This is a genomic window from Actinomycetota bacterium (genome assembly GCA_016700055.1).
GTDB lineage: Bacteria > Actinomycetota > Acidimicrobiia > Acidimicrobiales > Ilumatobacteraceae > Kalu-18.
The window spans coordinates 1,771,636-1,786,189 of sequence record CP064997.1 but is presented as its reverse complement, the minus strand read 5'-3'; the positions used below and the strand labels follow the sequence as shown (position 1 = coordinate 1,786,189).

16 protein-coding genes are annotated in these 14,554 nt (G+C 70.6%); 7 read left to right on the top strand and 9 right to left on the bottom strand.

Going from position 1 to position 14,554, the window contains the following annotated elements:
- The 3 genes from IPM43_08715 to IPM43_08705 form a co-directional block, all read right to left on the bottom strand.
- The gene (locus IPM43_08715) at window positions 1-618 is read right to left on the bottom strand and encodes a class I SAM-dependent methyltransferase (GenBank protein QQS26397.1); all 618 of its coding nucleotides are present in this window, start codon (window positions 616-618) and stop codon (window positions 1-3) included.
- Window positions 619-871: 253 nt separating this feature from the next.
- Window positions 872-2,146 (bottom strand): aspartate kinase, encoded by a 1,275-nt coding sequence (locus IPM43_08710; protein ID QQS23544.1) that lies wholly within the window; start codon window positions 2,144-2,146, stop codon window positions 872-874.
- 49 nt (window positions 2,147-2,195) lie between these two features.
- Window positions 2,196-2,819, bottom strand: coding sequence for an AAA family ATPase (locus IPM43_08705; GenBank protein QQS26396.1), 624 nt, complete (start codon window positions 2,817-2,819; stop codon window positions 2,196-2,198).
- Between the two features lie 438 nt (window positions 2,820-3,257).
- On the opposite strand from IPM43_08705, the gene IPM43_08700 reads away from it, so the two are divergent.
- Window positions 3,258-3,770, top strand: coding sequence for a peptidylprolyl isomerase (locus IPM43_08700; GenBank protein ID QQS26395.1), 513 nt, complete (start codon window positions 3,258-3,260; stop codon window positions 3,768-3,770).
- A gap of 23 nt (window positions 3,771-3,793) precedes the next feature.
- Here the strand turns inward: IPM43_08700 and IPM43_08695 are convergent, their stop codons facing one another.
- The gene (locus IPM43_08695; protein ID QQS23543.1) at window positions 3,794-4,435 is read right to left on the bottom strand and encodes a hypothetical protein; all 642 of its coding nucleotides are present in this window, start codon (window positions 4,433-4,435) and stop codon (window positions 3,794-3,796) included.
- Window positions 4,436-4,508: 73 nt separating this feature from the next.
- Here IPM43_08695 and IPM43_08690 point away from each other — a divergent pair, with 73 nt between their 5' ends.
- From IPM43_08690 to IPM43_08680, 3 genes are all read left to right on the top strand, one after another.
- Window positions 4,509-5,360 (top strand): 3-hydroxybutyryl-CoA dehydrogenase, encoded by an 852-nt coding sequence (locus tag IPM43_08690; protein ID QQS23542.1) that lies wholly within the window; start codon window positions 4,509-4,511, stop codon window positions 5,358-5,360.
- Window positions 5,361-5,432: 72 nt separating this feature from the next.
- Window positions 5,433-6,086 (top strand): leucyl/phenylalanyl-tRNA--protein transferase, encoded by a 654-nt coding sequence (locus IPM43_08685; GenBank protein QQS26394.1) that lies wholly within the window; start codon window positions 5,433-5,435, stop codon window positions 6,084-6,086.
- 296 nt (window positions 6,087-6,382) lie between these two features.
- Entirely contained in the window at window positions 6,383-8,353 is a 1,971-nt protein-coding gene (locus IPM43_08680; protein QQS23541.1) for a protein meaA, read from the top strand.
- Window positions 8,354-8,374: 21 nt separating this feature from the next.
- Here IPM43_08680 and IPM43_08675 read toward each other — a convergent pair whose 3' ends face one another.
- Entirely contained in the window at window positions 8,375-9,082 is a 708-nt protein-coding gene (locus tag IPM43_08675; protein ID QQS23540.1) for a hypothetical protein, read from the bottom strand.
- A 58-nt stretch (window positions 9,083-9,140) separates the two neighbouring features.
- Window positions 9,141-9,473, bottom strand: coding sequence for a LysM peptidoglycan-binding domain-containing protein (locus IPM43_08670; protein QQS23539.1), 333 nt, complete (start codon window positions 9,471-9,473; stop codon window positions 9,141-9,143).
- Between the two features lie 35 nt (window positions 9,474-9,508).
- On the opposite strand from IPM43_08670, the gene IPM43_08665 reads away from it, so the two are divergent.
- Both IPM43_08665 and IPM43_08660 read left to right on the top strand, forming a co-directional pair.
- Window positions 9,509-10,483: an alpha/beta hydrolase gene (locus IPM43_08665; protein ID QQS26393.1), complete on the top strand. Its 975-nt coding sequence runs from the start codon at window positions 9,509-9,511 to the stop codon at window positions 10,481-10,483.
- A complete protein-coding gene (locus IPM43_08660) occupies window positions 10,480-11,157 on the top strand; it encodes an alpha/beta hydrolase (GenBank protein ID QQS23538.1) in 678 nt (225 codons plus the stop codon). Before IPM43_08665 ends, IPM43_08660 begins: the two co-directional genes overlap by 4 nt.
- Here IPM43_08660 and IPM43_08655 read toward each other — a convergent pair.
- The 3 genes from IPM43_08655 to xseA are packed head-to-tail and all read right to left on the bottom strand — an operon-like array spanning window position 11,133 to window position 13,728.
- Window positions 11,133-12,194: a polyprenyl synthetase family protein gene (locus IPM43_08655; protein ID QQS23537.1), complete on the bottom strand. Its 1,062-nt coding sequence runs from the start codon at window positions 12,192-12,194 to the stop codon at window positions 11,133-11,135. The two genes, IPM43_08660 and IPM43_08655, sit on opposite strands and share 25 nt — an antisense overlap.
- A gap of 29 nt (window positions 12,195-12,223) precedes the next feature.
- Window positions 12,224-12,463 carry an exodeoxyribonuclease VII small subunit gene (gene xseB / locus IPM43_08650; protein ID QQS23536.1) on the bottom strand — a complete coding sequence of 80 codons (240 nt, stop codon included), beginning with the start codon at window positions 12,461-12,463 and terminating at the stop codon, window positions 12,224-12,226.
- Window positions 12,460-13,728 (bottom strand): exodeoxyribonuclease VII large subunit, encoded by a 1,269-nt coding sequence (gene xseA, locus IPM43_08645; GenBank protein QQS23535.1) that lies wholly within the window; start codon window positions 13,726-13,728, stop codon window positions 12,460-12,462. Before xseA ends, xseB begins: the two co-directional genes overlap by 4 nt.
- A gap of 101 nt (window positions 13,729-13,829) precedes the next feature.
- On the opposite strand from xseA, the gene IPM43_08640 reads away from it, so the two are divergent.
- Window positions 13,830-14,549, top strand: a complete 720-nt coding sequence (locus tag IPM43_08640) for an FkbM family methyltransferase (protein ID QQS23534.1) — start codon at window positions 13,830-13,832, stop codon at window positions 14,547-14,549.
- The last annotated feature ends 5 nt before the right edge of the window (window positions 14,550-14,554 follow it).

Sequence of the window (14,554 nt, the reverse complement as noted above, 5' to 3'; positions counted from 1 at the left end):
TCAGGCTAACGGGCCGTCTCCACGGTGCGCCGGAGATATGCGCCCGACGAGCCACCAGTGGCTGCGGTGGACGCCCTCGTACGACCGCGTCACACCGCCGGGCACGTCTCGCGCCCTGCGCGAGGGCGACGTGAACACGACGAGCTCGTCGAACACCGTGCCTGATTCCTGGAGGGCGGCGATCACAGTCTCGGGGTCGAGCCGGCTCGCCTGCCAGCCGAGGCGGGTGGTGAGCCTGCGGCGCGCGAGCCAGGGACCCACCCCGGGGATCCGCCACAGCGTGCGCATCACCGCTCCGGCGGGCACCAGCACGGTGTCGGCGGCGGTGAACTGGCGGTAGTTCAACGCCAGCCTGCCGCCGGGGCGCAGCACGCGCACCGCCTCACGGGTGAGCGTGAGGGCGTCGTCGCGAGCGCAGTGTTGGAGCGTGATGTAGCTGAAGACGACGTCGGCCGAGGCGTCGGGCAAGGCCAGCGTGCGCCCGTCCTCGACGTGCGAGGTGGCCAGCCTGCCGGGCACCCCGAAGCGGGCGACCGTCTCGCGGCAGCGCTCCAAGAACGCGGCGTCCAGGTCGCACGCCACCACCGTCGCGAACCGCTTCGTGAACCCGGCCGTCATCCGCCCGATGCCGGCGCCGATCTCGACGAGCGTCGACCCGGAGTTCGCGGGGTCGTCGAGGCCGAAGTGGTGCAAGTACGCACCGACCTCCTCCTCGCCGCTCTGCACGAACTGCTCGAGCGTCAGGCCCCTCCCGGTGGCGTTGTTGAACACCCAGCCGGTGCGGCGCACGACCGCGTCGCCGGAGGGCTGCAGCTCAGAAGCCCGGCCCGCTGCCGTCCAGGGAACGTGCTGCTTGCGACGGGCCACTCGATCACTTCCGAACGGGCAGCGGCGCCGAGTACGCCTGCCCGCTGTCGAGGCCGAAGGCGGTGTGGAGCGTCCGCGCTGCTCGTTCCAGGTCGCCCGCCGCGATGACCACGCTGATCCTGATCGTCGAGGTCGAGATCATCTCGATGTTCACCTGCTCGTCGGCCAGCACCCGGAACATCTTCGCCGCGATCCCCGGGCTGGACTTCATCCCCGCGCCGACCAGCGAGACCTTCGCGATCTGGGCGTCATGGGTGACCCCGGTAGCGCCGATCTCACCCGCGACCCGAGCGACGATGTCCTCGGACACCTGCATGTCCGACACCGGGACGGTGAAGCTGATGTCGGTCGTGCCCTCGGTCGAGGTGTTCTGCACGATCATGTCTACGTTCACGTTCGCTTCGGCGAGCGGCTCGAACAGCGCGGCCGACACGCCCGGTCGGTCGGGCACACCGATGACGGTCACCTTCGCCTCGCTCGTGTCGGTGACCACACCGGAGATGATCGGATCTTCCACTGAGGGTCCCTCCCCATCAACTGGTTCTTCTGCCTCGGGCGTGATCCACGTGCCCGTCTCCCACGTGAAGCTGGAGCGCACGTGCAACGCCACATCGTGGTTCCTCGCGAACTCGACCGAGCGCAGGGCCAGCACCTTGGAACCGGCCCCGGCCATCTCCAGCATCTCGTCGAAGCTCACCCGGGCCAGCTTCCGGGCCTGGGGGACGATGCGCGGGTCGGCCGAGAAGACGCCGGTCACGTCGGTGTAGATCTCACACGCGTCCGCGCCGAGCGCGGCCGCCAGCGCGGAGGCGGTCAGGTCGGAGGCACCGCGCCCCATCGTCGTGATCTCCTTCGCCGTCGACACGCCCTGGAAGCCGGCGACGACGCACACCTTCCCGGCGGCGAGCGCGTCACGCACGCGGTCGCCCTTCACGTCGACGATCTTCGCCTTGCGATGCACCGTGTCGGTGATGATCCCCACCTGGCTGCCGGTGAGGCTGATCGCCTCGATGCCGAGGTCGGCGAGGGCCATCGTGGTGAGGGCCGCCGTCACCCGTTCGCCGGTGGTGAGCAACATGTCCATCTCGCGCCCCGGCTGCGTGCGCGACACGGAGTCGGCGAGAGCGATCAGGTTGTCGGTGGCCTTGCCCATCGCCGAGACGACCACCACGACGTCGTTGCCGTGACGCTTGGTGAAGGCGATGTTCTCGGCGACCGCCCGGATGCGATCTGGGTCGGCGACCGAGGTGCCGCCGTACTTCTGGACGATCAGGGCCACGAGGGCGCCACGCTAGCGGCCGGCCCACCCGCCGCGCCCGTCCGCCCCTTCAGTGCCTCGGATGCATCCCGATCACGCTGCGCAAGATCGCCAGGCCGGCGGTGATCTTGGCCAGGAACGACTGCTGGTGCGGGACGAAGTAGAAGCGCTCGTGCTGGCTCCACAGCTCCCGCAGGCGCTCGTCGAGCGCGACCGCCTCGTCGACGGACTCCAGCCGGTACCGGTTGCCGCCCTCGATCGACAGCCCGCCGACGGCGGCCGTCTCGAAGAACAGCACCGCGTCGTACCTCGCCAGCTCTTGACGCAGGTCGGTCCCGGCGATCGCGAAGAACTCGTCTTGCCCGTCGGGCCAGAACGCGGCCCCGTCGACGGTGCCCCGGTCGCAGAGCTGCACGCGCTCTGGGAAGCGGGCACCCTGGACGTCCTCCAGGTGGTGCTGTACGGCGAAGATCGCCTGCTGGAGGCTGCGCTCGGCGTCGGGCTCGTCCACCCGCGGGAAACCCCCGGCGAACAACAAGGTGGCCGCCTCGGGCACGATGATCGCCGTCTCACCCAGTTCTCGCAGGTAGAGGTCGCCTGCCGTGGTCTTGCCCCCGCCGGGGCCACCGGTGAGCACGACCCTTGGCGCCGGCCTCCCGCCGACTCGATCCGGATGTGGCTCCCCCGCCGACACTGCGCTCACGGCCCGCACCGTAGCCAGCCGCGAAGAGTCCCCGGCCGCTAGCCTGCTGCGCTCGTGGGTACCGCCAAGCGTGAACGCCAGAAGGCCAACCGGCAAGCCCGGCTCGAAGAGCTGGCCAAGCAGTCGCAGCGCAAGCAGACGAAGAAGCGCACACTGCAGATCGTCGGCGGCATCGCCGCGTTGCTGGCGCTGTTCTTCATCCTCGCGTTCGTGGTCGGCGGCGACGACGACGGCGACGACGCCGAGGTCGACACGTCGGTGACGTTCACCGCCCCGCCCGAAACCGACCCCTCGGCAAGCACCACCACGCCGGCCACCACCGAGGCGCCGCCCGAGACCGTGCCCGGACGCACCATCACCGGTGAGACGCCGTGCCCTGCCGACGACGGCTCGGAAGAGCGCGCGGTGCTCTTCGCGCAAGCGCCCCCGATGTGCATCGACCCGGCGAAGAGCTACACCGCCGAGATCACCACGAACCACGGCGCGTTCACCATCGAGCTCGACGCAGCCGCGGCACCGAACACGGTCAACAACTTCGTCGTCCTGGCCAGGTACCACTACTTCGACAACACCGTCTGCCACAGGGCGATGCCCGGGTTCGTCGTGCAGTGCGGCGATCCTTCCGGCACCGGCACCGGCGGTGCGGAGGGCTTCCCCGGCTACCAGTTCGACGACGAGCTGCCCGCCGACGGCGAGTACAAGATCGGTTCGGTCGCGATGGCGAACGCCGGCGCCAACACCAACGGCAGCCAGTTCTTCGTCATCACCGGCGTGGGCGGTGTCGGGTTGCCACCCAACTACTCGCTGTTCGGCCAGGTGTCCGAAGGCCTCGACACCACGGTCACCGCGCTCGACGCGCTGGGCAACCCGGACCAAGCGGCAAACGGTGTGCCGACCCTCGGTCTGATCGTGATCGAGTCGGTGACGATCACCGAAGCCTGACGACGTCCGCTCGGCGGCCCGCCCTACGCGGGCAACTCGCCGCGCACCTCGACGTCACCGACCATCTCCCACCCGGCCCGCGTGTGCAGCAGCGCGGCTCCGGTGGCCACGATGGCGAGCGGTACGGAGGCTCCCGGTTCCGCGGCGAGCTGAGCCGTGCGATGCAGCCGGTCCTCGGACCAGGTCTCGGCTTCGGTCACCAGGGCCAGACCGCCGATCAGGCCGAGCCCGAGCGTGAACGCCCCGCCGCGGGGATCGGTCATCGGATCGCACAACGCAGCCGCGCTGGCCCCGACCCCGACCACGGAGCCGCCGGCAGCGAGCACCGCGCGGACCGCCTCCCACAACGCGGTGTCCTTCACCACGCTGCGCAGGTGCAGCGAGGAATCGCCGACGAACCACACCGCGCGCGACCTGCCGACCACGCTCGCCACCCCGGCATCGGTGGCATCTGCGCGCCCCATCACCATCAGCGCCTCGACCGTGACACCGAGGCGCTCGCCCCAGTTCATCGCCTCCGCGACGAGGCGTTCGGGGTGCTCGAACGCGTCGGCGGTGGGTATGACGAGGGCGGTGTCGGCACCGGCGGCGTCGAGCAGCCGGCGGTCCAGCTCGTCGTTCGCGGTGAATGGCCCGCCACCGCACAACCCGATCGTCCCGCTCATGGGGCCGAGCGTAGGCGCGCCGGACCGGCGCGTGTTTGCCGTGGTTACCGCGCGGTAAGTACGTTCGCGGCTCATGTCAGACATCACCACCGTCGGCGTGCTCGGCTCGGGGATCATGGGCGCCGGGTTGGCCGAAGTCGCCGCCCGAGCCGGTTGCTCGGTCGTCGTCCGCTCCCGCACCCAGGCCGCTGCCGACGCGATGATGACGTCGATCGACAAGGGCCTCGCGAAGCAGGTCGAGCGGGGCAAGCTCGCCGAGACCGAGCGCACGGCGATCCTCGGGCGGATCACCCCCACCGACCACCTCGGTCGCCTCGCCGAATGCGATCTCGTGATCGAGAGCGTGGTCGAGGATCTCGCGGTGAAGAAGGAGCTGTTCGAAGAGCTCGAGCAGATCGTGAAGCCCGAAGCGATCCTCGCGACCAACACCTCCACCTTGCCCGTGATCGAGCTGGCGATGGTCACCCAGCGCCCGAGCCAGGTGTGCGGCGTGCACTTCTTCAACCCCGCGCCGGCGATGAAGCTGGTCGAGATCGTGCGGCCGCTGACTGCGAGCGACGAGACGATCGCGGCTGTCACCGCCTTCGCCAGGGCGTGCGACAAGGACGCCGTCGAGGTCAAGGACCGCGCCGGGTTCATCGTCAACGCGCTGCTGTTCCCGTACCTCAACAACGCGGTCCGCATGTGGGAGCAGGGCACGGCGAGCCTGGAAGACATCGACACGGCGATGAAGGGAGGGTGCAACTTCCCGATGGGGCCGTTCGCGTTGCTCGACCTCGTCGGGCTCGACACCTCGCTCGCCATCCTCGACGCGCTGTACGAGGAGTTCCGCGACCCCAACTACGCCGCCGTGCCGTCGCTGCGCCGCATGGTCACCGCCGGCCACCTGGGCCGCAAGACCAAGCGCGGCTTCTACACCTACTGAGGTTGCGGGCTCGGGCCTGTGGCAGACGAGCCCGCCTGGGACCTCACGGCGGCGCTCGACGCCTTCAGCCGTGTGCCCGAGGAACCGGCGCCGTCACGATGGCGGCTCCCCGAGCCGCAGGATTGGCCCGCCGACGATCTCGTCGCCGTCGGTGCAGACCTCGCCCCGGGCACGCTGCTCGCCGCGTACCGAGTGGGCTTGTTCCCGATGCACCTCCGTCGTGGCGAGATCGGGTGGTGGTCTCCCGACCCGAGAGGCATCGTTCCCCTCGACGGGCTGAGGGTGACCCGCTCCCTGCGGCAGAGTTGCCGCCGGTTCACGATCCACGTCGACACCGGCTTCGCCGACGTGGTGCGGGCGTGCGCGACCGTCGAGCGTGACCACGGCTGGATCGACGCGGACATCGTCGCTGCCTACGAGGAAATGCACCGGCTGGGCTGGGCTCACTCGGTGGAGGTCCGTGACGAGGCGGGCGCCCTGGCCGGGGGCCTCTACGGCTTACGGGTCGGCGGGCTGTTCGCCGGGGAGAGCATGTTCCACCGCCGGCGCGATGCCTCGAAGGTCGCCCTCGTCGCTCTGGTCGCGACGATGCGCGCCGCTTCGATGACCCTGCTCGACGTGCAGTGGGCGACCACCCACCTCTCCTCCCTCGGAGCAATCGCCGTGCCTCGCGCGGAGTACCTCGCGCTGGCCGCCACGGCAGTGCAGCAGCCGACCGGGGAGTAGCTGCCCGCACCCGGTGACCCAGAAGGTAGGCGGCGAGATGGTGCTGCTCCGACCACCAGCTCCCACCGCCGGCGCCCGTCGCATTTGCACCATCTCGCCGTCATCCCCTGGCCGCCGCCTGGAGAGCTGATGGCCACCGCCCCATCCGGTGCGGCCGCAGGGGGGGTGTCGGCCGCACCGGTTGGACGATCTGTCGGCCAAGTCATCGGCGCGCCGCGCGGGCAACTTGAGCGAGCGTCGGCGAAGCTCTGCCGAGTGGCTGGCGCTCGTGGCGCCACGCGGGCAACAGTGGGGAGATGAGCGAGCACCCGCGAACGCCAACGCGCCGGGACGACCCGTGGATGATGCGCACGTACTCCGGGCACTCCACCGCCAAGGCGTCGAACGAGCTGTACCGCACGAACCTCGCGAAGGGTCAGACCGGTCTGTCGATCGCGTTCGACCTGCCGACCCAGACCGGCTACGACCCGGACTCCCCGATGGCCCACGGCGAGGTCGGCAAGGTCGGCGTGCCCGTGTCCCACCTCGGCCACATGCGTGCGCTGCTCGACGGCATCCCGCCGGCGCAGATGAACACCTCGATGACGATCAACGCCACGGCGGCATGGATGCTCGCCCTATACGTCGCGAATGCGCAGGAGCAGGGCGTGGCCGCCGACGCGCTGCGCGGCACCACGCAGAACGACATCGTCAAGGAGTACTTGTCCCGCGGGACGTACATCTTCCCCCCGGCGCCCTCCAAGCGCCTGATCGTCGACATGGTCGCATGGTGCGCGCACAACGCGCCGCGCTGGAACCCGATCAACGTGTGCTCGTATCACCTGCAAGAAGCCGGCGCGACGCCCGTGCAGGAGATCGCGTTCTCCCTGGCCACCGCGATCGACGTGCTCGACGCCGTCCGGGACTCGGGCCAGGTCGAACCCGAGCGGTTCGGGCAGGTGTTCGGCTCGATCTCGTTCTTCGTCAACGCCGGCATCCGCTTCGTCGAAGAGATCTGCAAGATGCGCGCCTTCACCGAGCTGTGGGACCGGATCGGCCTCGAGCGCTACGGCGTCGAAGACGCGAAGGCGCGCCGCTTCCGCTACGGCGTGCAGGTGAACTCGCTCGGGCTCACGGAATCGCAGCCGGAGAACAACATCCAGCGGATCGTGCTCGAGATGCTCGGCGTCACGCTCTCCAAGCGGGCGAGGGCCCGTTCGGTGCAGCTACCCGCGTGGAACGAGGCCCTCGGTCTCCCGCGACCGTGGGACCAGCAATGGTCGTTGCGGATGCAACAGATCTTGGCGTTCGAGACGGACCTGCTTGAGCACGACGACATCTTCGACGGCTCGCGCGTGATCGAGTCGGCGACCACCGCGCTGGCCGCAGCAGCGTGGACAGAGCTGGGCGAGGTCACGGCCCTCGGCGGCGCGTTCGAGGCTGTCGACGAGCTGAAGGGGCGCCTCGTCAGTTCGATGGCCGAGCGCACCAGGCGCATCGGGTCCGGCGACCAGGTGGTGGTCGGTGTGAACCGCTTCACCGAGACCGCCGAGTCACCGCTCGACACGCCGGGCAACATTCTGACCGTCGACCCGGCGGTGGAGCCGGAGATGATCGCCGACGTCACCGCCTGGCGCACCGGGCGCGACGAGAGCGCCGTGGCCGCCGCACTCGACTCGCTGCGGCGCGCCGCCGAAGACGGCACGAACGTGATGGGCCCGTCGATCGCGCTGGCAAAGGCCGGAGGCACCACCGGCGAGTGGGCAGGCGCGCTGCGCGAGGTGTTCGGCGAGTACCGCGCCCCGACGGGGGTCGGCGCCGCAGTCGGACGCGCCGCCGGCGGGCTGGGCGGCGCCGCCGAGGCGGTGCGGGCGGTGCCGGGCGGGCCGCCCAAGTTGCTCGTCGCCAAGCCCGGTCTCGACGGCCATTCGAACGGGGCCGAGCAGATCGCCGTCGCCGCCCGCGACGCGGGGATGGAGGTGGTGTACGCCGGGATCCGGCTGACACCTGACCAGATCGTGGCGAGCGCGCGCGACGAGGACCCAGACGTCGTCGGGCTCTCCATCCTGTCGGGCTCCCACCTGGAGCTGGTCCCGGCCATCGTCGACCGGCTGCGCGCGGCGGGTGTGGACGCACCGGTGGTGGTCGGGGGAATCATCCCCGAAGGCGACCGGGAACGACTGCGGGCGGCCGGGGTGGCCGCGGTCTATACGCCGAAGGACTTCCAGCTCGGCGAGATCATCCGGGACATCGCCGAGCTGGTCGCCGCCCACCGGCGGGCCGGCTGAGCCGGCCCGGGCCCGGTCTTCTCAGACGGGAACCGGCTGGCGTTGTGAGTCGATCCAGCGCTCGAGCGTCGGACCGCTCTCGAAGCTGGTGATCAGCGCATAGCGGGCGGACGTGCCGTTGTGCACCACGACGTGCCACAGCCGCTGCGTGTCGACGACGAAGCGTGCACCGCGGGGCAGCGGGACGCGCCGCTCGGTGGAGGGGTCGGGCAGGCCGTCGGCGTCGTTGTCCATGAGCAGCATGTAGCTGTCCGGGTTGTCGGTGAGCTCCACCCACGAACGCACCACCCAACCCTCGGCATCGGGGTTGAAGCGGTTGTTGTCGTCGCGATGGATCGAGCGCATCGCCACTTCACGGTCCTGGGGCTCGAGCTTGATGATCCGCACCCGGCCGAAGTTGGCTCCGACGGAATCGACGTAGTTCCGCAGGGTCGGCGCCTTGTCGGCGTTCGAGGTCCAGATCGCGTCCTTATCGGTCTTGCCCTTGTCCCAAAAGCCGCGGCAGTCGAGCTGGCCGTCGGCCGAGGCGAGCGGCGCGAAGTTCGTGTCGCCGCCGCTCTTCCAGTCGAGGTACTCGAGCGATTCCCATTCGTTGCTCGGCACCTCGAAGGAGGCCGGTGCAAGCGCCACGAAGCCGGTGTCGGCGAGCACGGGCATGCGGTAGTGGGGCGTGTCGAGGGGCACGGCCACCGACCAGTGGTCCGGGGTCGGCCAGAAGGGGGTAGTCATGGCGGAGATTGTACGAAGCGCAGTGCCGGGCTGTCAGGGCTGAAGGTCCCGCTCCGGGTCACGGCGTGGAGCTGCTCGGGACGGTGACGAGCACCGTCGGAGGCGGGATCTCCAGCTTCTGGCCGGCCTGGATGTGATCCGGGTCGAGGATCCCGTTGACGGCGATCAGGTCCTCGATGCGCACGTCGAACTGGTCGGCGATGGAGGACAGGCTGTCGCCGGGCTGGACCTCGTAGAACTTGGCCGGTCCGCTCGTCGAGGTCGGAGGAGTCGTCGTGCTCGAAGGCGGGGTGCTGGTGAGCGGCGGCAGGGTGGCCGGCTCGGCAGAGTCGTCACCCCCGCAAGCCGCGGTGGCGCCCAAGGCGAGGAGCGCTACAGCCAGTGCCCGCATCATTCCCTCCTCCCGACGACTACTTCGAAGCCCGCATGGTACGCGCGTCCCGGCTGGTCAGCCCGTCGGTGACACCACCTATCCTGCAACGCGTGGGGGACGAGGCGGTCAGCTACGCAGGGGCGCGGGCGCCGGAGCGCACCCGCACCGTCGATTCGAGCGGGGCGGCGATCACCGTGCACGAGTGGGGTGACGCCTCGGCGCCGTGCCTCTACTGCATCCACGGTGGCTTCGACTTCGCCCGCACCTTCGACGTGTTCGCCCCCCTGCTCGCCGACGCGGGGTGGCGCGTGGTCTCCTGGGACCAGCGTGGCCACGGCGACAGCGCCTACGCCGAGCTCTACTCGTTCGAGGCCGATCTGCGTGACGCCACGGCGGTGATGGACGCGACTACCGACCGCCCGGGCGTCGTCGTCGCGCACTCCAAGGGTGGCTCGATGGCCATCCAGCTCGCCGACGCTCAGCCGTTCCGCTTCAGCCACATGGTCAACCTCGACGGGATCCCTTACCGGCGGCCGGTGCCCGACGTCGCCGAGCACGAGCGGACGCGCATGCTCGCGAGCGACGTCGCCGGCTGGCTCGACCACCGCCGGCGCACCGTCGCCGCGCAACGCCGTCCGGGCACACTCGACGAGCTCGCCGAGCGCAGGGCGCAGATGAACCCCCGCCTCAGCCATGACTGGCTGCGCTACCTGGTGTCTGTCGGCGCCCGCCACGACCCCGACGGTTGGCGGTGGAAGATCGACCCGACGATGCGCATGGGCGGCTTCGGTCCGTGGCGCCCGGAGTGGACGATCATGCGCCTGCCCGGCCTGGCGATGCCCTTCCTCAGCCTGCTCGGCACCGAGCCCGACGTGATGAGCTGGGGCACGCTGCCCCACCACGTGAAGCGCTTCCTGCCGACCGGGGGCCGGTGCGAGGTGGTCGAAGGCGTCGGCCACTTCGTGCACATCGAGCGGCCGGTAGAGGTGGCGGCGACCGTGTTGGAGTTCGTCGGGAGACCCCGATGAGCGAGGAGATCGTCTGGCTGCGCCACAACCGCATCGACCTCGCGCTGCACGTCCTGCGCGGGCGGCAGACGGGGGCCGAGCCGTCGCCGACACTGCTCCTGCTTCACGGTCTGGGTGAGCGCTCTCCCGAGACCGTGCCGCAATGGGCGAAGCCATGGCCGGGCGCGGTCGCGGCCCTCGACTTCACCGGGCACGGGGTGTCGACGATGCCCCGCGGCGGCGGGTACTCGGCCGAGATCCTGCTCGCCGACGCAGACCATGCGCTGGCCGAGCTCGGCGAGGTCACCGTCGTCGGGCGGGGGCTCGGCGCCTACGTGGCGCTGCAGCTCGCCGGCTCGCGTGCCGGCCAGGTGCACGGCGCCGTGCTGGCCGACGGGCCGGGTCTGTACGGAGGGTCGGTCGGACCCACCTCCCAGAGCTACTTCACGCTCGCCCCGCGGACGTCGACACCGGACCCGTACGCCCTCGTCGAGCTCGGGCGCGACGTGCGCCCTCCCGACTACGCGACCCTGTTCGTGCGCCTCGCGGTGGAGGGCTCCGGTCTCGACGAGCCGATCTGTGTCGTCGCCACGGTGCGCCCGCCATGGCTCGAGGCCGTCACCCGTGAGGTGGGTGTGGTCGAAGCAACGCTCTCCGAAGCGCTCCAGATCTACGCGTCGCGCCAGCTCACGTAGTGGGCGAGCTGCTCCAGCTCGTCACGCGCGGCCGGCGTCAGCGGTAGGCCGGCGAGCGCCCCGATCGCCTCGGCGGCGAGCCGGGCGATCACCTGCTCGAGTTCGGCGAGAGCGCCGGAGTCGACGAGCACCTGCTGGATGCGGGCGACGTCCGCGTCGTCGATGTCCGCTGCGCCGACGCGGGCGAGCACCGCGCGCTGCGACGCGTCGGCACGCTCGGTGGCGAGCGCCATCAACGGAGTCGGCTTGCCCTCACGCAGATCGCCACCGACGGCCTTGCCGGTCAGCTCGGGATCGCCGAAGGCCCCCATCACGTCGTCGCGCATCTGGAACGCGTCGCCGAGAGGCAAGCCGTATGCGCTGAGCGCCGGCACGAGCTCGCCCGCGAGCTCGGGGGCGGCGAGGAGGGCACCGAGATGGAGCGGGCGCTCGATCGTGTACTTACCGCTCTTGTACCGGCAGATGCGCTCTGCCTTCACCCAACGCCGCTCGTTGCCCGCCGACCCGAGCAGGTCGAGCACCTGGCCGACGTTCAGCTCGATCCGCAGCTCGTTCCAGACCTCCCACGCCGGGGCGGGCGCACCGAGCAGCAGCCGGTCGGCGTAGACGAACGCGAGGTCGCCGACGAGAATCGCCACCCCTTCGCCGAACCGGCGCGCCTCACCGAGCCCACCGCCGGCGAGGTGCTGGCTCTCGAACACCTTGTGGGTGGTCGGCTCGCCGCGCCTCGTGTCGCCACCGTCCATCACGTCGTCGTGCAACAGGGCGAATGCGTGCAGGAGCTCCAGCGCGGCCCCCGCGTCGACGACGACGGGGTCGTCCGGGTCTCCACCGGCGCCGACGAACCCCCAGTGGCAGAACGCCGGCCGCAGGCGCTTGCCCCCGGCCAGCACCAGGCGCCCGATCTCGGCGAGCGGCGAGTCGAGATCGGCGTCGAAGGCCGCCCAGCGTCGCTGCTCGGCGTCGAGCACGCCCGCCAGCCGTTGCTCGACGCGAGACGCGATCCAATTGAGCGAGTCGGGGGGCGCCGCGGCCACCCGAGCGAGGCTAGGCCCCTGCTCGGCGGTCACGGCCCCAGCTCGCCGACGACCTGTTCGATCTGCAGGCGAGCCTCGGAGATGCGCTCCCGGCAGGCCCGGATCAGCACCGCCGCCCTCTGCACCCTCTCGGCGAGCACGTCGACGTCGACGTCGGCGGCTTCGAGCTCGGTCAGGATCCGCTCCAGCTCGGCCAGTGCCGCGGCGTAGCCGATGCCGCCCGCAGCCGCCCCGTCGGGCGCCGGATCCCCGTGGTCACTCGTGCTCATGGCGTGGTCTCCTCCACGGTGCTGCGCGCCGAACCGTCGGCGAAGCTGGTGACGATGCCGGTGCCCGGCGCGAGCTGCTGCACCGATCGCACCACCCCACCGTCGAGGGTGCGGGTGATGCTCCACCCGCGGGCCAGGGTGTGCACCGGATCGAGCAGGCGGGCGTGGGCCTCGGCCAGCTCCAGCCGGCGCTCGCCGCGCTCCAGGGCGCGCGCGGCGGCGCCGGCCAGGCGAGTGGAGCGGGCGCTCAGCCGCTCGTCGGAGCGGTCGACGGCGTGGACGGTCTGGCGGCGCAGCGACTGGCTGGTGCGCGCCAGTTCGTGGGCCGCGCCGTCGAGCCGGGCGCCTGCGCGTGCCGAGATCCGGGCCCACGCCTCTTCGGCGAAGGCGCTGAAACCCTGCACGCGCTCGACCAGCGCGGCGGCACACGCGGTCGGCGTCTTGGTGCAGGTGTGGGCCACCTCGTCGGCGACGCTGCGGTCGGTCTCGTGGCCGAGGCCGGTGAACACCGGCAGCGACGACCCGGCGATGGCGCGCGCGATCGGTTCGGCGTCAAACGTGGCGAGCTCTGTACGGGAGCCCCCGCCACGGACCACGGCGACGACGTCGAGATGATCGACCGCGGCCCCGAGCCTGGCGACGGCGGCGCTCACCTCGGCCACAGCCCGTTCGCCCTGCACGCGCACGTCGAGCAACCTCAGCACGAACCCGATGCCGCTGCGCTCGATCTCGTGGCGGAAATCGGCCCATGCAGCGCTGTCGACGCTCGTCACGACGCCGACGCGCAGCGGCACCGGGGCGAGGGGGCGTGAGCGGTTGGCGTCGTAGAGCCCGGCGGCGACGAGGCGCCCGACGACGGCATCGCGTCGCAGAGCCAGCTCGCCGAGGGTGTGGCGGGGGTCGATGTCGGTGACCTTCACCCCGATGCGCCCGCTCGGCGCGTAGAAGTCGACGCGGCCGAACACGCGCACCTGCATGCCGTCGGCCAGCTGGAACCCGTGCCGCTCGAACAGCGGCGCGAGCCGCTCACGTGCAGGGGCGAACAAGCTGGCGTCGATCGTCGCTCGCCGGCCGGCATCGTTCGCGACGAGACGGAAGTAGTAGTGGCCGTTGCGCTCGTTCAGCCCCGTGATCTCGCCGGTCACCCATACCCCGGCACGGAAGGTGAGGGCGAGCGCGTTGTTCAGCCGGTCGGCGAGCTCGACCACGGTGTACGTGGGAGCCGTCGCTCTCACGTCGCCGAAGTCGAACGAAGGTTGGCTCACGAGAGCGATGCTGCCACGTCGCGGGCGTGGTCGGGTCGCCGCCGAGCACGCACCGCCATCGTGAGTAGCCTGCTCACATGCGGGGGTCATTGGGGCGACGGGTGGTTTCCTCGGCCTTCTACCGCATGGGCCCAGATCTCCGCCAGCACACAGCCGACCTCGTGTCGCGCAGCTTCGAAGAGGTCACCTATCGCCGGCTCGGTTCGACGGGATACGCGCCGGGGGCGATCATCGACGTCGGGGCGTACAAGGGCGACTGGACGCGGATGGCGAGAGCCGTCTTCGGCGCCTGCCCTGCGCTGATGGTGGAAGCCCAGGAGGCGCTCCTTTCCGAGCTGGCCGCGTTCAGCAAGGAGCATGACGACCTTCATCTGAGCCACGCGGTGCTCGGCGCCGACAGCGGTCAAACGGTGACCTTCTACGAGATGGGTACCGGTTCGTCGTTCTTCGCCGAGACCAGCGATGCGCCACGGACCGAGCGGAAGATGACGACGCGCACTCTCGACGAGGTCTTCCGGGAGACGTTGGGTGAGGTGCGGGACATCTTCTTGAAGATCGACGTGCAGGGTGCCGAGCTGCAGGTTCTCGCCGGCGCGAGCGAGGTGCTGGAACGTGCATCGCTGGTTCAGCTCGAGCTGGCCATGTTGCGCTACAACGACGGCGCGCCGCTGTTGCCAGAAGTCGTCGGGTGGATGGCCGAGCACGGCTGGCTGCCGACCGAGGTCTCCGGCTTCAGTCGCCCCCGCACAACCCTGGTACAGATCGACATGCTGTTCGCCCGCGAAGGTTCACCGCTGCGTCCCGCGCAGTTCGAATTCTGACCTGC

Coding starts and splice junctions, on each gene's coding strand:
- IPM43_08675 (QQS23540.1), bottom strand. CDS start 9,082: ATGACTACCCCCTTCTGGCCGACCCCGGACCACTGGTCGGTGGCCGTG.
- IPM43_08665 (QQS26393.1), top strand. CDS start 9,509: ATGGTACGCGCGTCCCGGCTGGTCAGCCCGTCGGTGACACCACCTATC.
- xseB (QQS23536.1), bottom strand. CDS start 12,463: ATGAGCACGAGTGACCACGGGGATCCGGCGCCCGACGGGGCGGCTGCG.
- IPM43_08670 (QQS23539.1), bottom strand. CDS start 9,473: ATGCGGGCACTGGCTGTAGCGCTCCTCGCCTTGGGCGCCACCGCGGCT.
- IPM43_08680 (QQS23541.1), top strand. CDS start 6,383: ATGAGCGAGCACCCGCGAACGCCAACGCGCCGGGACGACCCGTGGATG.
- IPM43_08700 (QQS26395.1), top strand. CDS start 3,258: ATGTGCATCGACCCGGCGAAGAGCTACACCGCCGAGATCACCACGAAC.
- IPM43_08660 (QQS23538.1), top strand. CDS start 10,480: ATGAGCGAGGAGATCGTCTGGCTGCGCCACAACCGCATCGACCTCGCG.
- IPM43_08690 (QQS23542.1), top strand. CDS start 4,509: ATGTCAGACATCACCACCGTCGGCGTGCTCGGCTCGGGGATCATGGGC.
- IPM43_08715 (QQS26397.1), bottom strand. CDS start 618: ATGACGGCCGGGTTCACGAAGCGGTTCGCGACGGTGGTGGCGTGCGAC.
- IPM43_08695 (QQS23543.1), bottom strand. CDS start 4,435: ATGAGCGGGACGATCGGGTTGTGCGGTGGCGGGCCATTCACCGCGAAC.